The following is a 23,108-nucleotide window of genomic DNA, read 5'->3' on the forward strand; positions in this document are numbered from 1 at the left end:
ATCGAGCCGTTGGGGGCCTTGGGTGAGTACCGAAATGGAAGACGGGATGGAGCCGATCGCGGTCGTCGGGATCGCCGGACGACTGCCGGGAGCCGCCACCATCGAGGAGTTCTGGCGCAACCAGCGCGACGGCGTCGAGTCGGTCTCCAGGTTCAGCACCCGGCAACTGACCGACGCCGGCTGGCCGGTAGACATGGTGGCCCACCCCGACTACGTGCCCGCCGCCGCCGTCATCGAGGACGCCGACCACTTCGACGCGGAGTTCTTCGGGTACAGCCGGGAACAGGCCGAGATCAGCGACCCGCAGCAGCGGATCTTCGTCGAGACCGTCTGGCACGCCCTGGAGGACACCGGGCACGACCCGGCGCGCTTCGACGGCGCCGTGGGCGTCTACGCCGGCCAGTTCGCCAGCAAGTACCTGCCGCTGAACCTCCTCGCGAACGCCAAGTTCCGCGGATCCTTGGCGGCCTTCTCCGCCCGCCCCTACAACGACAAGGACTTCCTCGCCACCAGGGCGGCCTACCTGTGCAACCTGCGCGGCCCCGCGATGACCGTGCAGTCGGCCTGCTCCACCTCGCTCGTCGCCATCCACCTCGCCTGCCAGTCGCTGCTGAGCCACGAATGCGACATGGCACTGGCCGGGGGAGTGGCACTGCCCGTCCCGCTGATCGGCGGCTACCCGGTGGTCGCGGGCGGCATCTTCGCCCGTGACGGCCACTGCCGGCCGTTCGACGCCGCCTCCAGCGGAACCGTCCCCGGCTACGGCGTCACGGTCGTCGCGCTGCGCAGGCTGAGCGACGCGCTCGCGGACAACGACCACATCCGCGCGCTCATCCTCGGCAGCGCGGTCAACAACGACGGTTCGGCGAAATTCGGATTCAACGCGCCCAGCATGCAGGCACAGGCCGAGGTGATCGCCACCGCCCAGGCCGTCGCCGGCGTCCCGCCGGAGACCATCGGCTACATCGAGGCACACGGCACCGGCACCCCACTCGGCGACCCCATCGAGGTGGCCGGGCTCACCAAGGCCTTCGACACCAAGGAGCGCAACTACTGCGCGATCGGTTCGACGAAGGCCAACATCGGCCACCTGGACGCCGCCGCAGGGGCGGCCGGCTTCGCCAGGGCCGTACTGGCACTCGAACACGGCGAGATCCCGCCGAGCATCAACTACGACACGCCCAACGCAGCGCTCCTACTGGACCGCACACCCTTCTACGTCCCGACCACCGCCCGCCCCTGGCCGCGCGCCGCGACACCGCGACGCGCCGGCGTCAGCGCCTTCGCGGTCGGCGGCACCAACGCGCACGTGGTCCTCCAAGAGGCACCCGCACCGACACCGACACCGCAGGCCTCCGCACCGCACACACACGACCGGCAACTGCTCGTCCTGTCCGCACGCACCGGCAAGGCCCTGGCCGACGCGGCGAACAACCTCGCCGACCGCCTGGACCGCCAGGACGACCTCGACCTCGCCGACGTCGCCTACACCCTCCAGGTCGGCCGCCGCGCCTTCCCCCACCGCCGGCACCTGGTCTGCCGCGACCGGGCCGAAGCCACAGCCGCCCTCCGGGCGCTGGCAAAGCCCGGAGCCGTCGACACCGCCAACGACGTGAAAGCCCGCCAGGTGGCCTTCATGTTCCCCGGCAGCGCCTCGCACCGGCCCGACGCCGCCCCGGCGATCCACCGCCGCGAACCGGCCTTCGCCGAGCAGGTGGACCGCTGCGCCGAACTGGCGCGGCCACTGCTCGGGTACGACCTGCGCGCCCTGCTCCTCCCCTCCACCTGGGACGGTCCGAAGGCACCGCAGGACGACCCGCGCGGCGTGGCGGCCGCGGCCTTCACCCTGCAGTGGTCCCTCGCCCGGCTGTGGCAGTCGTGGGGAGTACACCCCGCCGCGATGATCGGCGAGGGCGACGGCCAGTACGTGGCCGCCTGCCTGGCCGGCGTGATCGACCTGGCGGACGCCATCGACGTCACGGTCGCCGGCGCCGAGATCCGCTCCCGCGCCGGAGCCGGCCGGATCCCCGACGCGCACGCGTCCGAGTTCGCCGCCAAGGTGGCGCGCCACGAACTCAAGCCACCGCAGGTGCCCTACATCTGCGCAGCGACCGGCACCTGGATCGGCCCGCAGGACGCCGTGGACCCGGCCCACTGGGCCCGCCACCTGCGCGAGCCGGCCCCGTTCGCCGACGGCCTGCGCGAACTGGCCGGCGAGCCCGGCCGGATCCTGCTGGAGGTGGGACCGGGCAGCACACTGACCGAAACCGTCGCACGGCAGGACACCGCGAAGCACCTGGTGGCAGTGGCCTCACTGCCACCCGCGCAGGCGAACCGATCCGACCTCGCCGCCCTGCTCGACGCCGTCGGCACGCTGTGGCAGTCCACCGTGGACATCGACTGGGAGGCCCTGCACGGCACGTCGCGACCGCGGCGCGTGTCCCTGCCGGGCTACCCCTTCCAACGGAGCCGGTACTGGATCGGCCCCGACTCCGGCAGTTACGAACCCCTGGGTTTGGAGGAGGCCTCATGGACGACGAGCAGCTTGTAGCCATCGTAGGAGCGGGCGTCATGGGCACCGGGATCTCGACGCTCGTCGTCGGGCACGGATTGCCCGTCGTCCTGGTGGACGTCGACGAGGGCGTACTGGACCGCGCCGCCGCGGCATCCGCCAACGGCCTGCGGCACGCCCAGCTGACCGGCGCCCTGCCCGCCGGGACCACTCCGGCGAAGCTGCGCACGACACTCTCACTGAGCGACGTCGCGGACGCGACCGTGGTCATCGAGGCGGTCACCGAACTGCCCGAGAACAAAGCCGACGTGCTCGCCGGCGTATCGGCACTGGTCCGGCCCGGAACCCCCCTGATCTCCAACACCTCCGGAATACCCATCGACGAAATGGCGGCGTGGGTGAAATGCCCCGGTGACCTCATCGGAACGCACTTCATGAATCCCGCCTACCTGATCTCGATGGTCGAGGTGATCCGCGGCCCCCAGACCGCGGACGAGACCGTCGAGTCGGTGCTCTCACTGCTGACCCGGATCGGCCGGCGCGGGGTCGTGGTCCGTGACGCGCCCGGGTTCGTGACGAGCCGGCTCCTGCACCCGATGATCAACGACGCCGCACGGGTGGTCGGCGCCGGCACCGCCACCGTCGAGGACGTGGACACCCTGATGCAGGGCTGCCTCGGCCATCCGACGGGCCCGCTGCGCACCGCGGACCTGATCGGCATCGACAACCTCGTCGACGCCCTGGAGGCGCTGTACGCCCGGACCGCGGACGAGCGGTGCCGTCCCAGTGAGCTTCTCCTCGAGAAGGTCCGGCGAGGCGAACTCGGCCGAAAGAGCGGCCGTGGCTTCTACAACTACAGTGAGGCACAGTCATGACCCCGGAACAGCAGACCGAGAAGGCGCCCTTCGACATGGACGCCGTCGTCGACGAGATCACCCGGTTCGTGGCCGAGCAGACCCGGACCAGGCCCGAGGTGGACCAGGACCTCTTCACCACCGGGGTCGCCAACTCCATGTTCGCCATGCAGTTGGTCGTGTTCCTGGAGAAGGCCTACTCCGTGACGGTCGCCGGACCGGACCTGCAGCTGTCCAACTTCTGCACGGTCAAGAGCATGGCCACGCTCGTCGGCCGACTCCAGGCAGAGTCTGCCGCAGACAGCGATGTCTGACGCACTCTCCTCAGGGCACGAGGACATCTGGCGCTTCGTCGGGGACAGCGCCGGCGGATGGGACATCGCCGGCGAGATCCCGCGTACCGTCCTGAGCGAACTCGGTGCCGCCGGCGTGCTCTGTGCCGAGGTGGGAAAGCAGTACGGCGGACTCGGCCTGGGCAGCCAGGAGAGCGGGAAGCTCACCGCTCATGCCGGCAGCCTGTGCAGTTCCCTGCGCAGTGTGATGACCTCGCAGGGCATGGCGGCGTGGACGGTACAGCGCCTCGGCACCCGGGAGCAGCGGGCCGTGTTCCTGCCGCAGCTGACCGGCGGCCGGCTCGCGGCCGTCGCCTTCAGCGAGCCGGACGCCGGCAGTGACCTCGGTGCGATGACCACCGAGCTGCGTTTCGACGGTGACACGGTGGTCGTGGACGGCGGCAAGGCGTGGATCACCGCGGCGGCCTATGCCGACCTGGTCGTCGTCATCGGAAAGCTGGGCGACAACGCGGCGGCGGTGGTCGTGCCGACGGACGCCGAGGGGGTCCGGATCGAGAAGATCCCGCACCCGGTCGGCTGTCGTGCGGCCGGGCACGCGCAGGTGCGGCTGGACGGGGTACGCGTGCCGGCCGCGAACGTCCTCGGCGGCACCGGGCTGTCGCTGCCGTTCCTGGTGACGACGGCCCTGGCCTACGGCCGGATGTCGGTGGCGTGGGGCTGCGTCGGCATCCTGCGCGGCTGTCTCGGCGCGGTGACGGAACACGCGCGGTCGCGGCGGCAGTTCGGCAAACCGATCGCGGAGCACCAGCTGGTCGCCCGCAGGGTCGCCGAGCTCTACGCCGCGGAGCGGGTCGCCACCGCGGTGTGTCGGCAGGCCAGTGAGTGCTGGGAGTCGGGGTCGCCGGACCTCGTGATCGCCACGGTTCTCGCCAAGCACGTCAGCGCGACCGAGGCCGTGCGGGGGAGCGCGTCGGCTCTGCAGGTCATGGCCTCGGCGGGCGCGTCGGACGGCCACGTGGTCGCCCGCGCCTACCGGGACGCCAAGTTGATGGAGATCATCGAGGGCAGCAGCGAGATATGCCAACTCGAACTCGCCAGACACGCCCTGGCGACCGGGAACAGCACAGTGCGGCAGGAGGAGGCGCAGTGAACGGACCAGTGCCACCGAGCGAACCGATCACCACCGTCAAATGCGTCGTCTGGGACCTGGACAACACGCTGTGGAAGGGCACCCTGCTCGAGGGTGACGACGTGGTCGTCGACGACCGGGTCTACGAGACCATCGTGGGTCTCGACTCCCGCGGCATCCTGCAGGCCGTCGCCAGCAAGAACGACCACGGCCCCGCCTGGCAGCGCCTCGAGGAGCTCGGCGTCGCCGAGTACTTCGTGGCCGCCAGGATCGGGTGGGGCCCGAAGTCGTCGTCGGTGCGGGAGATCGCCGACGAACTGAAGTTCGCCCACCACACGATCGCCTTCGTCGACGACCAGCCGGCGGAACGCGCGGAGGTGGTGTTCCACCTGCCGCAGGTGCGCTGCTACCCGGCCGAGTCGGTGTCCGAGCTGCTGACGCTGCCCGAGTTCACCCCGGCGACGGTGACGGTCGACTCGCGCCGTCGCCGCCAGATGTACCAGGCGAACGTGCGGCGCCAGGCCGAGCAGGAGTCGTTCGACGGGCCGTCGGAGGAGTTCCTGCGTTCGTTGGGCCTCGTGATGGAGATCGGCCGGGCCACTGCCGGCGACCTGTCTCGGATGGAGGAGCTGACGCTGCGTACGAGCCAGATGAACGCGACCGGTGTGCACTACTCCGACGCCGACCTGCGCGCGCTCCTGGACGACGCACGCCACGAGGTCCTCGCGGTGACGATGAGCGACCGCTTCGGGTCGCACGGCGCGGTCGGTGTCGCGCTGGTGGAGACCGGTGCGGCGGTGTGGCACCTGAAGCTCCTGGCCACCTCGTGCCGGGTCGTCTCGTTCGGGGCCGGCGCCACCGTGCTGAACTGGCTGGTCGACGAGGCGGCGACGGCCGGCGCCCATGTGGTCGCGGACTTCCGGCCGACGGCACGGAACCGGATCATGGAGGTCGCGTACCGCTTCGCCGGGTTCACCGACGAGCGCTGTGCGTGCCTTGCCGAACTGCCGCCGCCGGACGGCGGGGAGACGCAACGGCTGCACCTCACACCGGCACCGAGGCCGGCGCCCGGCACGATGCGGCTCAACGCCGTCCGGCTGGCCACGGCCTGACCTCGTCCGCGCCGACGCACACGAAGCCCGAACGCTCGCAGCCCCTCTCATCCGAGAGGGGCTGCGAGCGTTCGCGTCGCGCTACCGCCGTCCGACCGGCCGTGAGCCGATGCGTCACCTCTTACGGGCGAGGGTGATTCCGTCGGCCATCGTGAGCATCGAGACGTCCACCCGCTGGTCGTCGCGCAGCGAGGCGTTGAGCGCCCGCACCGCGGCGGTGTCCGGGTCCTGGCGGTCCGGGTCGACCACGCGGCCGAAGAAGAGCGTGTTGTCGATGACGATCAGCCCTTGCGGTCGGGTGAGCTTGAGCGCGGCCTCGTAGTACGTCCCGTAGTTGGCCTTGTCCGCGTCGATGAACACGAGGTCGAAGCTCTCGCCGCCGCGCTCGTCCGCGAGGGCGGCGAGCGTCTGGGTCGCGTCACCGATGCGGACGTCGATGCGGTCGGCGACTCCGGCGCGCTTCCAGTAGTCGGCGCCGATCGCCGGCCACCGGTCACTGAGGTCGAGGGTGACGACCGTGCCGTCCGGTGGCAGCGCACGCGCCATGCACAGGGTGCTGTAGCCGGTGAAGGTGCCGATCTCCAGCACCGATCCGGCCCCGGTCAGGCCGACGAGGAGCGCCAGCAGCTGGCCCTCCTCGGCCATGACCTGCATGGCCGAGCCGGCCGGCAACCCCGCGGTCTGCGCCCGGAGTTCGGCCAGTATCGGGTCCTCCCGCAGGGACACGGCGCGGACGTACTCGCGGATTTCCGGTGTCGCCATGATCTGATCTGCCATGGCGGCGACTCACTTCCTGGCGACGCAGGCGAACGACAGCGGGATCGGGTCGCCCGGGATCCGCCAGTTGTGGTCCCCGTCGGGCACCATCAGCGGGAGCCGCTGGCGCGCGTCGTAGGGAACCTCGCGGATGCGCTCGATGGTCAGGCCTTCGCCGATGAGCGCGTTCACCACCTCTTCCACGGACCACCGCCAGCCGTAGATGGAGTGCGTCTCGACCTCGACCTCGTCCTCGATCCGGTCGGCGTAGGTCGCGGACATCTCGTGGTGCACGTCCCGGGACTGGAACAGCGAGCGGGCCACCCGCAGCTCCCCGTCGACGTCGCCGAAGAGGGTGAGCATCGGGTGGATCTCCACGATCGTGAGGGTGCCGCCCGGCTTGACGAACCCTGCCGCGACCTTGGCCCAGCCGGTGATGTCGGGCAGGAACGAGAGGGTGCCGTAGCCGGTGAACACCATGTCGAACTGGCCGTCGAGCACTGTCGGTAAGTCGTAGAGGTTCGCCTGGACGAAGCTCGCGTCGAGGTCGAGCTCCCTGGCGAGGTTGCGAGCGATGTCGATCGCCTCGTCGGAGATGTCCATGCCGGTCACCTGCGCGCCCATACGGGCGAGCGAGAGCGCGTTGACGCCGATGTGGCACTGCAGTTCCAGCAGGGACTTGCCGCGGACGTCGCCCAGTTCCTCCTGTTCCAGCCGGCGCAGCATGTTGTGCCCCTGCTTGAACCTGTCCACGTCGTAGTACGAGGACTGCATGTGTGCCCGCGCTCGCAGGTTGAAGCCTTCTCGGTTGGCCGATATTTTGTCGAGGTCGCTCATGGAGGTCATCGGTGCTTCCCTTCGGCGTGGATCGGTGGTTGTGGACGGTCGCCGACGACCAGCGGGGCCAGATCGCGGCGGCTGGTCACCCCGAGCTTCTGGTAGGCGCGGCCCAGGTAGTTGTCGACGGTGCGGGCGGACAGCCCCAGCCGGTGCCCGATGGCGGGGCTGGTGAATCCGTTGGCGGCCAGCAGCGCGACGTCCCGCTCGCGGCTGGTGAGTCCGACCAGCGGGGCGGTGAGCTGCAACAGCGGGGTCGTCGCGTTCGGACACGCGATGGTGCCGGGGGGCGTGCAGGTGTGCCGTAGTGCGGCCGCGGCGGTGGCGGTCTCCGCGGCGAGCAGGTCCATCCCGAGTTCGGTGAACTTCGCCGTGGCGAAGTCCAGGGCTGCGGGATCGGAGCGGGCCAACGCGGCCGCGGCGCCGGCCATGGCCGGCACGACCGGCCCCGGTACCAGGTCGACGAGCGCGGCGAGGCGGTGTCGTACGGCGTTGGGATTGCCGAGACGGGCCACGTCGTAGCTTGCCGTGGCCTCGACGGCGTACTGGCCCAGGGCCATGGCGATGTCGGCCGCGGCGAGTGCCTGCCGGGCGGCGAGTGTGGTGTCCCCGCAGGCCGCCGTGGTCCACGCCTGGCTCAGGGTCAGCCACGGGAGGAACAGGCGACTTTCGGGTGCCTGGTCGGTGCGCTGCCGGGTCTGGTGTGCGCCGGCCTGGTCGCCGAACACGGCGAGTTCGGCCAGACGCGGTGCCAGCATGAGGCAGGAGTTTCCGCCGTCGAACAGGCGCGAAGCGGCCTCCGCGTCGGCGATGGCGGTGGCGACGTTGGCGACCTGGCCGCGCAGCGTCAACCAGCCACCGGCGACCGCGATGTTTCCGGCGGCCACCTCGTCCCGGTACCCGTTCTCGGCTATCCGGCAGGCGTGGCGCACCTGGCCGGCCATCAGCAACGCGAAGCAGTGCGCGTAGCCGATCTCGGCGAACCAGGGCTGGCCCGGGTCGGGGCGGTCCACGGCCGCCGACGCCCGGTCGAACCGGCCGGCCGGGCTGGCCGCGACGACCACGGTGGTCACCGCCGGCCGGATCGCCCCCTCGGGCACGGGGCGGTCGCGCGGTACTTTCTCGTGTGCGGCCGGTGCCGCGTGGGTGCAGTCGTCCAGTAGCAGCAAGCCGGTCCAGTGTGCCTCGGCCACCGCACTGCCGCTGTCGCCCAGGCCCCGGTGCGCGGTGTCGACACCGCCCGCTCCCCAGTACGGGATGGCTGCCGCGGTCACTGCCCAGTGGGTGCAGCGCGCTGTCGGGGCGTTGCCCGACGGCCGGTGGGGTGGCGATGGGGCCACCGCGACGGAACCGAATCGGCGTTCGGCCGATTCGTTCGCCGGTAACTTGCCGACGGCGCTGTTGCCGGCGATCACGACGCCGGCTCGAGCCGCCGGCCTTTTCTTGGCAATTGACTGCACAACAAAGTAACCCCCCTGTGCTGTAAAATGAGACCCTTCGTGCTGAGCCCACTGTCCGGATTGGACTGTGCGTGAGTGAATGACGTCCCGTCGGCCCGGTGGTTCGGGCGAAACGACGTGACGTCACTATTCGTGGCGGCGTCCCGAATCGGTCTCTCGAGATCTGCATACGATTCGGGACGCCCGGACGGCAACCGGTATTCGCGGAGTCACTGCGGTGCCGTCAGGAACCGCAGTGATCCCGGGTCGCGCGACCCTTTTCCAGGGGGAACCCCCTAGCTGTCGATCGCCTTGTCGATGGGGGTCTCGCCGCCGACCACCACGTAGATGCGGCCGGCGGTGTCGGGCCGGTCGATGAGCGCCACGAGCACGGCGGCGACGTCTTCCCTGGCGACCTGGTCGAACCTGGCGTGCTGTGGCCCGACCCGGTTCCCGGTGGTGAGTTCGACGGTTCCGTCGCCGTTCGCGTCGGTGAGCACGCCGGGCCGCAGGACCGTCCAGTCGAGCGTGTTCCGGGCGAAGATGTGCTGTTCGGCGGCTCGCTTGGCCCGCAGGTAGACGGCGTACCCCTCGCCGATGCCGCGGTCGTCCGCGCAGCCCACGTTGATGGAGCTGACGTGCAGGAACCGTCGCACACCGGCCTGTTCCGCCGCGTCCATGACGAGCACGACAGCGGCCCGGTCCATCTTGTCCCGGCGTGCGGAGGTGGCGCTGTTGCCCGAGCCGGCCGAGAAGACGACGGCGTCCGCGCCGGCAAGGGCCGCGGCCACCTCGTCCACCGTGGCGTGCTCGAGATCGAGCACGACGGCCTCCCCGCCGGTCTTTTCGATGTCGTCGACGTGGCGGGGATTGCGCACGATGCCCACGACGGAGTCGCCACGTTCGGCGAGGCGCCGAGTCAACCGCAGGGCGATCTTTCCGTGGCCGCCGGCGATGACAATCTTCATTCGATACCCTTTTCCCCGGAATCGGTGCTTCGGGTTTCCCCGGATTCGGTGCTGCGGGTGTGTAGCGCTAACCCGCCGAGCCTGCGCCGTGACGAATGATCAGGGCCGGCAGCCTGGCCCAGCCCGTCATTGACGTGCACGTTCTGACAAGGAACTGATGCCGTCGTCCTGCCGGCCGCCGTGGCGACCTCAAACGCGTCACTCGAATGGTGAATGAGTCAAGCATCGGTCCCGCCTATCGGTCAATGGTCAATCGGGTCGGCGCCGTTGTCCCGGGGGCTGACGTCGGGCTGGGGCCGGGCGGCGAGTGACCACAGGTAGCTCAGCGGCTCGCCGTCGGGTTCGTCGGTGTACTCGGCGATCAGGTCCTGGATCCGGTTGCGCAGTGACTCCACGGACTCGGGCCGCAACCGCAGTACGCCCCTCTTGGCGCCACGGCCGGAGTCCTTGCCCGCGGCGATCAGTTCGGTGCGGTGGGCGCCGATCACGGCCAGGTCGACCTGCTGGGCCAGGCCGGCGTCGTCGGGCAGGATGATCAGGCCCCGGGAGCGTGCGGTCGCGCGGTAGGGCCGTTGCAGCGCGCCGTGCTCACCGGTGCAAACCGCTTCGGGGACAAGGAAGTTCGTCTTCACCAGGGCGCGGACGTGGCGCAGGGTCGTCGCGGGAGCAAGGTCGAGTTCGACGGACAGCTCCTTGTTGGTGAAGGCACGCTCCAGGCACAGCCGCAGGATGCGCCAGCGGACCGGGTGCCCGAGTGCTTTGAGATCTTCGATCGTCGCTTCCACAGCGGCACCCTACCTTGCCAAGCCCGCGCTGGTTTGCTTGACTACTATCGATTTCATTCTGTGCAATCGGTTGGAGGGTCTGTGATCGAGCAGCTCCGGGACTGGGTGGGCAGCCGGGACCTGGATGGTGAGCTGGCGGACTGGATCTCCCGGCCGAGCGTGAGCCGGACCGGCGAGGGCATGGCCGAGGCCGCGGCCCACGGTCTTCGGCTGTTACGTGCGTCGGGCCTGGAGGCCCGACTGGTCGAGACCGGCGGCTGGCCCGCGCTGGTGGGGACGGCGGACGGGCCCGGGCCGCACGTGCTGATCTACGGTCACTACGACGTACAGCCGGCCGGGCCGCTCGAACTGTGGACGACGCCGCCGTTCGTGCCGTCGATCCGTGACGGCCGGATGTACGGGCGTGGCACCGGCGACAACAAGGGGCAGCATCTCGCGCAACTGCTGGGGCTGCGTGCCCTGCGGGACCTGACCGGCGGATTCCCCTGCCGTGTCACGGTGTTGCTCGACGGCGAGGAGGAGATCGGCAGCCCCAACCTGGCCGCGGCCGTACGCCAGGTCGGCCGGCCCGATCTGGTGATCTGGAGCGACGGGCCCGTGCACGACTCGGGCCGGGCGTGCGTGGTCCTCGGCGTGCGCGGAATCCTGATGTTCGAACTGCGTGCGCGAGGCGCGAACCGGCCGCTGCACTCGGGGAACTGGGGCGGAGTCGCGCCGAACCCGGCGTGGGCGCTGGTGCAGCTGCTGGCCACCATGCGGTCGGCGGACGGGACCGTGACCGTGCCCGGATTCGCCGACGGCGTCCCGCCGTTGACCGGTGGTCAGCGTGCCGCCCTGGCGGATCTTCCGGTGGACGTGGCCGCCACGCTCGAAGCGATCGGGGCCGCCGGCATGGAGCCGCCGGCCGAGCTGGGATTCCACGAACGCCTGGCCGCGCCCACCCTGACCGTGAACTCGTTGACCTGCGCGGATTCCGGCGACCACCGCGCGGTGATCCCCGACGTCGCCATCGCCCGGTGTGAGGCCCGGTTGGTCGGCGGCCAGACACCGGACCAGGTCGCCGACGCCATCCGGCGGCACGTCGCAAAGTACGCTCCCGATGTCGAGTTCGTGACTGACGCGGCCATGGCACCCTCCACCACACTACCCGAAACCCCTTACACGGCAACGATTCTCCAGGCGGTCGAGGACGTGCTCGGGCAACGGCCGCTGCTGGTTCCCTCGCTCGGCGGAAGCCTGCCGATCGCCGTGCTCAGCGATGAGCTCTCCTGCCCCTGCTACGGCGTGCCGTTGGCCAACGTCGACGAGGCCAACCACGCACCCGACGAGAACTTCGACCTCGACCGGTTCCGCCGTGGAATCGTCGCCGCGGCGACGATCCAGCTCGCACTGGCGGCGCACTCATGACCGTCTGGGGGGCCTGGCCCGCGAAGGAGGGCTTCGCGTACGTCAGCGACGAGTCCGGCCGGCCGCAGCCGTGGTTCCAGACCTGGGCGGGGCAGCGGCGGATGCTCCCGATCGACGGCGCGGTCACCCGGCTGGCGTGGCGGCCCGACGAGACCCGCCTGCTCGTGGTGACGGACGTGACCGGCGGCCAGGACTACCGGCTGGCCGAACTCGACCCGGCCACCGGCGAGTCGGAGTGGATAGCGGCGGAACCCGGGGTCCGGCGCGAGATCGGCGTGCCGTACTCCAGCGGAAGCCGGCCGTACAGCCCCGACGGGCGCCTGCTCGCGTACGCCACCAGCGCGCGCGACGTCACCTGTCTCGACGTCTACGTACGGGACCTGACGACCGGCGAGTCCAGGATGGTCCTGGAGGGCGACGACCGGTACGTGCCGATATGTTTCTCACCGGACTCCAGGTACCTGCTCGTTCTGAGGTTCCACCAGAACACCGACCAGGACCTGTTCGCCTGCGATCTCGCGACCGGCCGCACCCAGCACCTCACCCCGCACGAGGGCCCGGCGAAGTACCAGCCGGGCGGGTGGAACGAGGACGGGATCTACGTGTGCACCACCGAGGGCCGTGACTTCCTCGGTGTCGCCCTGCTCGTCCCCGGCCGGCCGCTGCAGTGGATCGCCACGCCGGACGCCGACGTGGAGAACGTGATCGTGGGCCCGCAGGTCGTCTGGGCCCTGCCCCAGGACCAGCGCACGATCCTGTGCACACCGCAGACCACGGTCGAACTGCCCGGATTCGCCTCCCAGCCGTTCGGCTACGACGGCTTCGTGCCGCGGTTCGCCGGAGAGCGCCTGCTCGCACAGGTCGGCGCCGGCGACCGGGCGACCGAGTTCTTCCTGGTCGACCTGGCAACCGGCGAGTCACACCGGCTCACCGACTTCAGCGACGAGCTGCCGGACGACCTCGTCGCACCGGAGACGGTCTGGTTCACCGGAGCGGACGGGCTGGAGATATCCGGACTGCTGTACCGCCCGCGCTCGACGACCGGTCCCGTCCCCGCGGTGCTGACCATCCACGGCGGCCCGGAGTGGGCCGCGCTGGCGGTCCACGACCCGCTGATCCAGCGCATGGTGCGAGCCGGAATCGCCGTGCTGGCGCCGAACGTGCGCGGCTCGACCGGACGGGGGCTGGCCTACCAGCGGCTGATCTACCGCGACTGGGGACGCGGCGACCTGGCCGACTTCGAAGCCGCCGCACGGTTCCTGCGAAGCCTGGACTGGGTGGACGGCGACAGGCTCGGCGTCCACGGGATGTCCTACGGCGGGTTCGCCGCGCTCAGCTGCCTGACGAGGCTGCCGCACCACTGGCGGGCCGGCGTCGTGATCTGCGGGCCGGCGGACCTCGAATCGGACGTCCGGGCCCTGCCACCGACATGGAGCCGACGGGTCGTGGAGTGGATCGGCGACGTCGACGACCCGGCGGACCTGGCGAGACTGAGGGCAGCGAGCCCGCTGACCCACGCGGCGCACATCCAGGCGCCGCTGCTGCTGGCACACGCGGTGGACGACACCACAGTCGTCATCAACGGCACCGAACAGCTGTACAAGACGCTGACCGGACTGGACAAGACCGTGCGGTTCATCCGCCTTTCCCGCGGTCACCTCCCGGACGACCGCGAGGAACGGGACGAACTCGACGCCGCTGTCGTCCAGTGGTTCCGCGACCACCTCGAGCCGCGCCCCAACGGCGCGAGAACGGCCGCACCGGCGCAGTCCCGCCAGGGGTACTGAAAACGACTGAGGGGGCACGCATTCATGAAAACAGCCGTCGTCGGCGCCTGCGGGGGCGGGAAGACCACGCACCGCCGAAGAAAGCCGGCCGACCGGCGGCTTCGTCTCCGACGGTTCCGTGGCGCGTAAGCGGATCCACGACAAGCTGCACAGACTGTCACGGATATCTCACCGGATCACGACCACGCTCCACGAAGAGGTCGTCGACCAGCTCGGGTTGCTGAGGAAGCACGACGCGAAGACCTACCACGCGCCGGTGCACCTGCCTGCCGAAACTCCCCTGACCGAATGTCTCGAGTCCCACCACCGAAGGCGTACCCGATGACGCACGGCGCAAGCACCGAACCAGTCGACGCCGCGCCGCCCGTCCTACGCCCGTTACCGACCAGCACCCGAAAAACCCAGAAGGGATAGGGACAGATCATGTCTCCTGCAGTCCCCGGCGCCGGGGCGCCACCCCGCCGACGCCTCGGCTTGATCCTGGCACTGCTGGCTTTCGCCCAGTGCATCTACGCCATTGACTACAGCATCGTTTTCGTGGCACTGCCCGAGATCCGCACCGGCGTCGGCTTCTCCGCGCAGAACCTCCAGTGGGTCGTCAGCGCCTACGCCGTCGCCTTCGGCGGCTTCCTGCTGCTCGGCGGCCGTGCGGCGGACCTGTTCGGACGCCGCCGGATGTTCGCCTTCGGCCTGTTCCTGTACGCGGTCTCCTCACTCGCCGGAGGGCTCGCGGGCGACCCGACGACCTTGATCATCGCGCGTGCGGTGCAGGGCATCGGCGGCGCCTTCCTCGCCCCCGCAACGCTCTCCCTGGTCACCACGACCTTCGCCGAAGGCCCCGAGCGCAACCGCGCGCTGGCGATCTGGGGCGGCGCCGGCGGCAGCGGCATGATCCTCGGCTCGCTCCTCGGCGGCGTGCTGACCGGCAGCTTCGGCTGGGCGTCGATCTTCTTCGCCAACGTCCCGCTCGCCGGTGGCGCCATGCTGCTCACCTTCGCCATCATCCCGAAGGACACCGACCTGGGGGCCTCCGGGCGCAAGTTCGACCTGCCCGGTGCGCTGACCGCGACCGTCGGATCGACACTGCTGGTGTTCACCCTCGTCCAGGGACCGGTGTCGGGCTGGACCTCGCCGACGATCCTGATCACCGCGGCCATCGCGGTGGCCGTGCTCGCCGCGTTCTTCACCATCGAGGGCCGCGGCCGCGACCCGCTGCTGCCGCTGCGCCTGTTCCGCAACCGCAACCTGAGCACCGGTACCGTCGTCACCTTCATCTTCATGGGGACCTTCGGCGCGCTGCCCTACTTCTACACCCTCTACTTCCAGAGCGTGCACGGCTACTCCGCGACGAAGAGCGGTCTCGCCTTCCTCGTGCCGTGCGTGGGGGTGCTCATCGGCAACCTGTCCGGCGGGAAGCTGGCCACCCGCTTCGGGGTGCGTGCCACGCTGATCGGCGCGCTCCTCATGGGTGTCGTCGGCACCGTGGCCTTCGCGTTCTCCGTCTCGCCGTCCGGTACGTACCTGGAGCTGGTGCCGGGCGTGCTCATCCTCAGCCTCGGGCAGGGCACCGTGTTCACCGCGATGTACGCGGCGGCGACCACCGGGGTCGCGGCAGAGGACCAGGGCATCGCCTCGGGTGTCGCGGCGACCGGCCAGCAGGTCGGTGCCGCGGTCGGCCTCGCCGCCCTGGTGGCGGTCGCCAACTCCGGTCACGAAGGACTGACCGGTGAGGCGCTGCGCGTCGCCACCGCCGACGGTGTGCGCTCCGCCATGTGGGCCGGCGTGGCCGGCATGGTGATGATCGTGCTGGTCGCGCTGAACTTCCGGCGCAACGCGGCGGTCGTGGCCCCCGAGGTGTCCGAGAAGCAGCACGACGACGTGGCGTCCGCCGTCTGACCTCCTGACATGAATAAGTAAAAGATGATTCCACTTCGTGTTCACTGCGCACGGGTGGAATCACCTTTTATTTCCCCGACCGTGACGCCAAGGCAGGTACGCACCGCACCACCCCCCACCCCGCACCGCGAACACCCTCAGGCACCCGAACGAGAAGGAGGCACAACCCCATGCACCAGACCGTGAACGTGGTCGGTGTCGGCGGTTCGAGCCGGCCCGGATCAACCGCCGAGCAGGCCCTGCGGGTGGTCCTGGACGCGGCGCAACGACGCGGCGCAGCAGTGCAGCTGATCCCCGGCCCCGCACTGGCCATGCCGCTGTACGACCCCCGGCGCGGCGTCACCGCACCGCAGGCCAGACGGCTCCTGTCGGCCATAGCCGGCGCCGACGCCCTCGTCCTCGCCAGCCCCGCCTACCACGGCGGGATCTCCGGCCTGGTGAAGAACGCCCTGGACTACGTCGAGGAGTTACGCGAGGACACCCGGCCCTACTTCAGCGAACGGGCCGTCGGATGCGTGGCGGTTGCCAACGGCTGGCAGGGCGCCGTCTCCACACTGGCCGCGCTGCGCGACGTGACCCATGCGCTGCGCGGCTGGCCCACGCCGCTGGGCGCCGCGATCAACACGTCGGTGGCACGCTTCTCACCCGCCGGAGACTGCAAGGACAGCCACGTCCAAGGACAGCTGGAGGAGATGGCGGCGCAGGTCGTCGAGTTCGCCACGATGCGCGTCCTCGCGAGCTCCGGGACGGAAAGCGTCCGGTGAGCGTCACCGCCGCCCGGCGCCCGCTCGCCCAGGGCGCGCTCACGATCCCGCGACCGGTCCCCGGCGCGGCCGTGCGGCTGTTCCTCTTCCACCACGCGGGCGGTTCACATCTGCTCTACCAGGGCTGGGAGTCGGCCTTTCCCGCCGACTGGGAGGTGTGCCTCCTGGACGCCCCCGGGCGCGGACGTCTTCGCGGCGACCCGCTGATCGACACCGGCGAGGGCCTCGTGGACTTCTTCCTGCACGAGCTGGAGCCGTGGACGGACCGCCCGTACGCCTTCTTCGGACACAGCATGGGCGCACTGGTCGCCTACGAACTGACACGGCGCCTCGCCAACGCCGGACAGCACCCACCGGTGTGGACCGGCCTGTCCTCCTGCGCAGCGCCCAGCCCCGCCGAACAAGCGCAAGCCCCCCACCCATCGACCCAAGCCCAACTGCGTGACTGGCTCAGGTCCACAGGAGGCACACCCGCCGAGATCCTCGACACCCCCTGCCTGTGGCGGCTCTTCGAACCCGTCCTCCGCAACGACATCGCGCTGGTGAACACCTGGCGCCCGGCCCCGGACACCACGCCCCTGCCCGTCGCCGTCTCCGCCTTCGGCGGCACCCAGGACACCGTCGTGAGAAAAGAACGCCTCGCAGCCTGGGCTGCCCACACCCGGCGATTCCACGGACCGCACCTGTACCACGGCGGCCACTTCTACCTGCACACCCACGCGCACTCGGTCGCCGGCCGCATCATCGAAGCCGTCACCGCGAACCGCACAACTCCCGCACCCCCCACCCCACAAGGGAAACCGTTGCGCGGCCACTCACCCTGCCGAACACCATGACGCACGACGACCCGCTGCCGCGCGCAATACCGGCCGCCGAGCGACCGCACGGCACACGGACCGCCGAGCACCGCCAGCCCCGACACCGGACCGGCCCACAGCTCTTCCCCACCAGGCGACCGAGCCCTCGTCGCGTCGACCGCGCGAGGCCCCGCGGCGCCTCGGCCCAAGAATCGGTCCTACACAACCCCCGCGCCTGGCAGGGTCGTCGATCCTGATCGGCGGGAGTGCGCAGGCCGATCCCGGAGCTCCGGTGTTCGTGGTGTAGTACGAGGTGAATCCGTCGAACCACTCGCTGGCGTGTGCGAGCGAGGCGAACCGCCGCAGGCAATCCGGCGCGTACTTCGCGATCGTGAACCGGCTCTCGCCCTATGGGCTGTCATTGCTGCCCCTAGCAGGGGAGTGGCTCCTGATGACGCCGAGGCCGACCAGCAACTGGGAGACCTTCTCGGAGGTCATCAAGGTGCCGCAGTCGCCGTGCACGGTCTCGAGCACGATGCCGCCGCGTTCGATGGCCTCGCGGGATCAACTCCTCGGCCCCGATCGGCCGTCGGCCGCCGCGATCAGGAAATCCGCGCCGTCCAGCAGGCATGGTCCACAGCCGGCCTCGACACGTCCGCACAAGAATCGACGGACCGTCAGAACAGCGAAAGTCGAGCCTGAGCCCGGCCATATATCGGATGGCGTTCATGGAACGCTGCTGGCACTCTGAACAACTGGGCAGCAGGGGACGAAAGTTGGAGGGAAACCGCCACTCTGGGCCGGTTCTGCTTCATCGGGTCGATCCCCGAATCGGCCTTGGACTGCCCCGCACCGCCACTCTCGACACACCACCCATGTGGCCCTCAGGGAGGAATCGATGCGCAAGACCCTCAAAGCTGCCGCCATAGCCATAGCCACCACCGCTGCCCTCACCTTCGCGACACCGATCGCCGGTGCCACCACCGCGACCCCCGCCGGAGCCACCACGGCCTGCACCGACCTGTACACCGACGGGAACTGGGAAGCCCAGGTGTGCAAGTCCTGGTGGCGGGTGCGCCCCGGCATCTATAACGGCAAGTGGTGGAGCCCCAACAGCGACCACCGCCGCACTACCAAGTTCTATGTCAACCTGGACGGTCAGGAACGACGCGTCTATCGCGATCACGGCACGTTCACCGGAGCTCGCTATCTCTTGCTGCAGGTCTGCTCCGGCGATGATTCCGCCCCTGGGTGCTCCGGCTGGTGGTAGACCACCAGCCGCGCACACATCGAAGCCCCCGCCCCGGACGGACTGGGTAAACGGGGCTTCAGTGGGCGTTTTGGCATATCCAGTCCTGTAAGTGGCTTATGGTAGCGCCGCTTTAGTGACGTTATGCACGATAGATGAATAACGTCCTCCCTCTCGCCGGAGGAGCGACTGTCCGTCTCGCCTGCATCTACGCCCTGAAGTCCGTCTGGTTCGAAGAAGTCATAGAAACGCCGATCTGGCAGTGGAACGGGATCCTCCGTCCCATCTGTGCTGACGCTGTTTCATGACCGAGCGCAAGCCGTACCCGAGCGACCTATCCGACGCCCGATGGGCCCTCATCGAGCCGATTCTGACGGCATGGAGAAAAGCCAGGCTCGACCGCCGGCCGACCGGCCAGCCCGCAAAGGTCGAACTTCGCGACGTCTTCAACGCAATCCTCTACGTCAACCGGACCGGAATCCCATGGAAGTACCTCCCGCACGACTTCCCCAACCACGGAACCGTCTACGCCTACTACGCCGCCTGGCGCGATGAGGGGCATCTTCGCCCAACTCAACTACGACCTCACTGGATTGGCCCGGGTGAAGGAAGGGCGCAAGCCTGAGCCGGCCGCCTCGGTAATCGACACCCAGAGCGTCAAGACCTCCACCAACGTTCCCCTGACCAGCCAGGGAACTGATGCCGCGAAGAAAATCGTCGGCCGAAAGAGAGGCATCCTCACCGACACCATCGGACTCATCCTCGCCGTCACCGTCACCGCCGCGAGCCTGTCCGAGAACGCCCTGGGAATACGCCTCCTCAACCAGGCCAAGAAGACCTACCCAAGCATCTCCAAGAGCTGGGTCGACACCGGCTTCAAGAACGCCGTGATCGAGCACGGCGCACGCTTGGGCATCGACGTCGAGGTCGTCCACCGGAAGTCCGACGTCCCCGGATTTCACGTGGCGAAAAGGCGGTGGGTGGTCGAACGGAGTCTGGGGTGGATCATGCAGCGCCGCCGGCTGGCCCGCGACTACGAGACACTGTCGACCAGCTCCGAAGCCATGATCCACATCGCCTCGATCGACAACCTCGCCAAGCGCATAACGGACGAAACCACACCAACCTGGCGAGGAACCTACTAGTACATAAAGGGCAAACTACTCTCATCAAATGCCCACTCAAAGCTCTACCAGGCCACCCCGAGAGCCTCCAGCTGCCCGAGCTGCTCCGGGCTGAGCTTGTCCCGGCGGGCCTTCTGGATGTTCAGCCAGGACCCGAGGGACACCCCGTCCTCCTTGTGAGTGCGCGGCACCCGGACGTGCCCCTCGCGCTCGACGAAGGCCGCGAGCGCCGCCAGGCCGGCACCGAACCGGTCAGCGCGCGACACCTTCGGCTTCGCCGCGGCCGCCGCCCGCGCGGCAGCCAGCTCCTGGCCCTGCTCGATGCCGAGCGCCGCGAGCAGGGCCTGCTGCTCCTGGTCGAGCTCGGCGGGCCGGCCCGCTGTGCCCGCATCCACCGGCCAAGCTGCTCGTCCTCGAAGGCGGTTACCAGTAGCAGGGCCGGCCAGTCGGCGTGGTCCGTCGGACTCGAGCCACCACTGCCGGGTGGCAACGTGGGTGCGCTGCCAGGTGGTCGGCGTGAGGCTGCGTCTCGCTGTCGTGGGTGTAGCGGAGGATGGCGCTGCTGCGGGCGGGGGAGTACCGCACAGCTTCCGGCCGGCCGTCAGTGGCTTCCGCCCGGCGGTTCGGACGGCGGGTGATGTGTGTGTTTGGTCCGTGTTCGGGGCGGGGTCGGGCGGGACCAGCGGGCTTTCCACCAGGCGAGCCGGTCGGCGGAGTCCTGCGGGAGAATCAGCTGCATGGCGATGGCAAGGAACGCCAGGACCGAGCTGAGCCCGACCAGCCACCAGGGCGCGCCGGCGGTCGCGGACACGATGGTGCCCAGGCCCGGCAGCATGGATGCCGCGGCCGTCCGGCGGTGAGCCACGGTCTTCGGTCGGTTTGATCGTTGATCCATGGCTTCACGGTCGACCGTGGTCCGGTCTTGCGGAAGTGGAAAGCCTCCTGTTCCCGGGCACTGGCAATTTCTGCATCGCGACGAGGTGGCACAATTCCCGGAACGGATGTCAACTGCCAAGCGGGGAACGCGTGGAAGGCCAAGCGAGCAGCGGCGAGGACAGGAACAAGGCGACCACCAAGGCAGGTCGCGGCTATGCGTCCGCGCTGAGGGATGCTTTCGACCAGTGCGTCAAAGCCGGTGGTGTTACGCAGGCTCAGTTAGCCAGAGCAGTGAAGTACGCACCGGCGACGGTCTCGCGTTACCTGTCCGGCCAGAGAACCGCCCCGCAGCAGTTCCTGGACGGCTTCCTGAACTTCCTGGACGCCCATGGCGCTCCGGTCGACGACACACGCCGCCTGCATGACCTGCGCCGCGCGGCCCAGGCGGCGGGTTCGGCCTCCGAGCAGGTCCTCGTCTTGCAGGAGTTTCTCGAGCAGGCGCGGTCCAAGGTCAAGGAACTGGAGTCCCTCCTCCGCGATGAACGGGTGGAACACGCTGAGGAACGCCGTGCGGCAGCCGCCGACCTGCAGACCAGGATCACCGCCCACCAAGCCGAGGCCGAGCGATTGTACCAGCTCCTGGAGCGCGAGCGGACCGAACGTGCCAACGAGCGGCACGCCGCGGCCGCCGAAACCCAGGCCCTCACCGCCAGCGTTGAGCGCTCCGAGGCCACCCGAACCGCCCTGGAGAAGCAGCTGGCCGAGCAGCGCGGCCAGCTCGATGCCGCCGCCACGCTCGTACGCGGGCTGCACACCGACCTCGAGCACGCCGACAGACGCGCCACCACCGCCGAATCCCAGCTCGTCACCGTACGGCGGGAACTGCGCACGCTTCGCCGCCAGGTCGAGCAGCTCCAGGCCGAACCGGCACCGGCCGACGCCGTTCCCGGTCCGGAAATGCTGGCGACTGCACAGGCCCGAGTCCACTCTTCGGATCAGCGTTACGCCGGCGCAGGCCGGCAGACCACCCGCCCCGTGCCCCCGCGTGGGCGCGCACGAGGCGGCCCCGGCCCTTTCCGCAAGCCCCGGCGCCCATTGGTCTCCGATACCCCGCAGCGGATGGGACGGGCCGCAGAGACGGTCATGGGGGTGCTCGCCGCCACGGCCATAGCCGCACAGCTCGGCACCTACCGGTGGGTGGCATCCCATGGGGACTCAACCCACTCCCTGCCAGCCCACGTCGGACACACAGCGTTTGCCATATTTCTCCTGGGCACCTCCATGGCTCCGTTCCTCGTTCTCCTGACCGAAGCGGCCCTCGCTCCCCTCACATGGGAGGACAAGGAGTGGGATCTGTTCGGGGCCTACTTCCACATCCGACCGGACTCGGCAAGCGCGGGTGAGCGACTGCGCCTATGGCTCACCTTGTTCGTCACGAGATCATTCTCCAGGGGCCCCACCCCGAGCCGCGTCTTCAACACCATCAAAGCGGCCGGTGCCGCGGCCGTCCCGACGGGCGTCCTCTGGGGCGAACTCAGCCGCAACGCGGGACAGCTGATCACCCGCTTCACTTCCCTGGCCCCTTTGATCATCCTCGGCCTCGCCGTCCTCGCCCTTCTGCGCTGGATCGCCGGGTCCATCCGTGGCCGGTAATCCGGCATCTGCCACTTCTGCCAGCTGAAGGCAGTCCGCGCGTTCCAGGGCAGGGTCGCAGAGTTCCCCGTAAGTACCACCGCAGGTGGCACCGTGGGCAGTTGCGCAGGTACCACCGTAGGTACCACGCCGCTCCCGGCCGCGTCCGCGCGTTTCCGCAGGTCACCAGCCATTTCCCGGTGGCCGGTAAATCCGACAACCCCTAATCCGATGTGAAGGCGGTTCCAGATCGCTCGGTAAGGGCGGCCCTGGATCTGTCTGGCGCGACACCTGATCATCTTGTGGCTCATGATGCCTTCAGACAGAGCGGTGCTGTCGCGGTTGGTGGGTTTCGTGGTGGTCGCGTGGGTGCCGGGCCGATGCCTGGACAACCCTTGACCTGCGAGGTCCGTAAAGAAGAGCGGCGCTGTCCGGCCCCTTCGGGCCGCCGCGAAACCCACTGGTGATCGTGTTTCCGTGGTCATGGTGCGAGCCCGTTCCAGGGATGACCCCTTCTTGATCTCCGCGAGCCTTCGAGCTCTGACGCAGACGGGGGCCCCGGGGCGCGCTGGTGTCATGAACGGCTACTGAGATGGCGGACCGAAGAGTCCTGGGATTAGGGCGCCGCGTGACCCGCATGTGCTCGTGACCTGCGAAAACAGGCAACGTTGGGAGAGTCGGTTGAAGATCTTCTGCGGTATCGACTGGGCCGAATCGCATCACGACGTCGCCCTGGTCGACGACGCCGGATCGCTGGTGGCCAAGCGCCGGATCACCGACGACGCGGCCGGCTACCGGCTGCTGCTGGACCTGCTCGCCGAACACGGCGACACCCCGGCGGCGCCGATCCCGGTGGCGATCGAGACCAGCCACGGCCTGCTGGTGGCCGTC

General features: G+C 69.5%; 20 protein-coding genes and 1 pseudogene. 15 read left to right on the top strand and 6 right to left on the bottom strand.

Features of this window, described 5'->3' with window-relative positions; all coding sequences use genetic code 11:
- Window positions 1-46 precede the first annotated feature (46 nt).
- The 5 genes from ACZ51D_RS26900 to ACZ51D_RS26920 are packed head-to-tail and all read left to right on the top strand — an operon-like array spanning window position 47 to window position 5,900.
- On the top strand, window positions 47-2,551 hold the full coding sequence (locus ACZ51D_RS26900; protein ID WP_465663736.1) for a type I polyketide synthase: 2,505 nt from the start codon (window positions 47-49) through the stop codon (window positions 2,549-2,551).
- Window positions 2,530-3,387, top strand: a complete 858-nt coding sequence (locus tag ACZ51D_RS26905) for a 3-hydroxyacyl-CoA dehydrogenase family protein (RefSeq protein ID WP_360497308.1) — start codon at window positions 2,530-2,532, stop codon at window positions 3,385-3,387. Before ACZ51D_RS26900 ends, ACZ51D_RS26905 begins: the two co-directional genes overlap by 22 nt.
- Window positions 3,384-3,680 (top strand): acyl carrier protein, encoded by a 297-nt coding sequence (locus tag ACZ51D_RS26910; protein ID WP_360497305.1) that lies wholly within the window; start codon window positions 3,384-3,386, stop codon window positions 3,678-3,680. The genes ACZ51D_RS26905 and ACZ51D_RS26910 overlap by 4 nt, the downstream gene beginning before the upstream one ends.
- Window positions 3,673-4,809 (top strand): acyl-CoA dehydrogenase family protein, encoded by a 1,137-nt coding sequence (locus ACZ51D_RS26915; RefSeq protein ID WP_465663737.1) that lies wholly within the window; start codon window positions 3,673-3,675, stop codon window positions 4,807-4,809. Before ACZ51D_RS26910 ends, ACZ51D_RS26915 begins: the two co-directional genes overlap by 8 nt.
- Window positions 4,806-5,900, top strand: coding sequence for an HAD-IIIC family phosphatase (locus tag ACZ51D_RS26920; protein WP_465615217.1), 1,095 nt, complete (start codon window positions 4,806-4,808; stop codon window positions 5,898-5,900). Before ACZ51D_RS26915 ends, ACZ51D_RS26920 begins: the two co-directional genes overlap by 4 nt.
- A 114-nt stretch (window positions 5,901-6,014) precedes the next feature.
- Here ACZ51D_RS26920 and ACZ51D_RS26925 read toward each other — a convergent pair whose 3' ends face one another.
- The 5 genes from ACZ51D_RS26925 to ACZ51D_RS26945 form a co-directional block, all read right to left on the bottom strand.
- On the bottom strand, window positions 6,015-6,677 hold the full coding sequence (locus ACZ51D_RS26925) for an O-methyltransferase (protein ID WP_465615219.1): 663 nt from the start codon (window positions 6,675-6,677) through the stop codon (window positions 6,015-6,017).
- Window positions 6,678-6,686: 9 nt separating this feature from the next.
- A complete protein-coding gene (locus tag ACZ51D_RS26930; RefSeq protein ID WP_465615221.1) occupies window positions 6,687-7,502 on the bottom strand; it encodes a class I SAM-dependent methyltransferase in 816 nt (271 codons plus the stop codon).
- Window positions 7,499-8,767, bottom strand: coding sequence for a helix-turn-helix domain-containing protein (locus tag ACZ51D_RS26935; protein ID WP_465663738.1), 1,269 nt, complete (start codon window positions 8,765-8,767; stop codon window positions 7,499-7,501). Before ACZ51D_RS26935 ends, ACZ51D_RS26930 begins: the two co-directional genes overlap by 4 nt.
- 461 nt (window positions 8,768-9,228) lie before the next feature.
- Entirely contained in the window at window positions 9,229-9,900 is a 672-nt protein-coding gene (locus ACZ51D_RS26940) for an NAD(P)H-binding protein (RefSeq protein ID WP_465663739.1), read from the bottom strand.
- A 242-nt stretch (window positions 9,901-10,142) separates the two neighbouring features.
- On the bottom strand, window positions 10,143-10,685 hold the full coding sequence (locus ACZ51D_RS26945; protein WP_465615225.1) for an ArsR family transcriptional regulator: 543 nt from the start codon (window positions 10,683-10,685) through the stop codon (window positions 10,143-10,145).
- Between the two features lie 180 nt (window positions 10,686-10,865).
- On the opposite strand from ACZ51D_RS26945, the gene ACZ51D_RS26950 reads away from it, so the two are divergent.
- The 7 genes and pseudogenes from ACZ51D_RS26950 to ACZ51D_RS26980 all read left to right on the top strand — a co-directional run bounded on the left by ACZ51D_RS26950 (window position 10,866) and on the right by ACZ51D_RS26980 (window position 19,730).
- Window positions 10,866-12,092, top strand: a complete 1,227-nt coding sequence (locus ACZ51D_RS26950) for a M20/M25/M40 family metallo-hydrolase (RefSeq protein WP_396289119.1) — start codon at window positions 10,866-10,868, stop codon at window positions 12,090-12,092.
- On the top strand, window positions 12,089-13,879 hold the full coding sequence (locus tag ACZ51D_RS26955) for a S9 family peptidase (protein ID WP_465663740.1): 1,791 nt from the start codon (window positions 12,089-12,091) through the stop codon (window positions 13,877-13,879). The genes ACZ51D_RS26950 and ACZ51D_RS26955 overlap by 4 nt, the downstream gene beginning before the upstream one ends.
- Window positions 13,880-14,302: 423 nt before the next feature.
- Window positions 14,303-15,775, top strand: coding sequence for an MFS transporter (locus tag ACZ51D_RS26960; RefSeq protein WP_360497280.1), 1,473 nt, complete (start codon window positions 14,303-14,305; stop codon window positions 15,773-15,775).
- A 170-nt stretch (window positions 15,776-15,945) separates the two neighbouring features.
- On the top strand, window positions 15,946-16,539 hold the full coding sequence (locus ACZ51D_RS26965) for an NADPH-dependent FMN reductase (protein ID WP_465663741.1): 594 nt from the start codon (window positions 15,946-15,948) through the stop codon (window positions 16,537-16,539).
- Window positions 16,536-17,375 (top strand): thioesterase II family protein, encoded by an 840-nt coding sequence (locus tag ACZ51D_RS26970; RefSeq protein WP_465663742.1) that lies wholly within the window; start codon window positions 16,536-16,538, stop codon window positions 17,373-17,375. The genes ACZ51D_RS26965 and ACZ51D_RS26970 overlap by 4 nt, the downstream gene beginning before the upstream one ends.
- An 859-nt stretch (window positions 17,376-18,234) precedes the next feature.
- Window positions 18,235-18,606 carry a hypothetical protein gene (locus ACZ51D_RS26975; RefSeq protein WP_465615237.1) on the top strand — a complete coding sequence of 124 codons (372 nt, stop codon included), beginning with the start codon at window positions 18,235-18,237 and terminating at the stop codon, window positions 18,604-18,606.
- 283 nt (window positions 18,607-18,889) lie between these two features.
- Window positions 18,890-19,730, top strand: a pseudogene (locus tag ACZ51D_RS26980) (IS5 family transposase).
- A gap of 44 nt (window positions 19,731-19,774) precedes the next feature.
- On the opposite strand, the gene ACZ51D_RS26985 reads toward ACZ51D_RS26980, so the two are convergent.
- Complete coding sequence (locus tag ACZ51D_RS26985) at window positions 19,775-20,104, bottom strand: helicase associated domain-containing protein (protein ID WP_465615239.1); 330 nt, start codon at window positions 20,102-20,104, stop codon at window positions 19,775-19,777.
- Between the two features lie 342 nt (window positions 20,105-20,446).
- On the opposite strand from ACZ51D_RS26985, the gene ACZ51D_RS26990 reads away from it, so the two are divergent.
- From ACZ51D_RS26990 to ACZ51D_RS27000, 3 genes are all read left to right on the top strand, one after another.
- Window positions 20,447-20,569, top strand: coding sequence for a hypothetical protein (locus ACZ51D_RS26990; protein WP_465615241.1), 123 nt, complete (start codon window positions 20,447-20,449; stop codon window positions 20,567-20,569).
- A gap of 70 nt (window positions 20,570-20,639) precedes the next feature.
- Window positions 20,640-22,238 (top strand): helix-turn-helix domain-containing protein, encoded by a 1,599-nt coding sequence (locus ACZ51D_RS26995; protein ID WP_465663743.1) that lies wholly within the window; start codon window positions 20,640-20,642, stop codon window positions 22,236-22,238.
- Window positions 22,239-22,898: 660 nt separating this feature from the next.
- On the top strand, window positions 22,899-23,108 hold a 210-nt coding region (locus tag ACZ51D_RS27000), incomplete at its 3' end, for an IS110 family transposase (protein WP_465663744.1).

The sequence above is a fragment of the Kitasatospora sp. NPDC033851 genome (genome assembly GCF_055576085.1).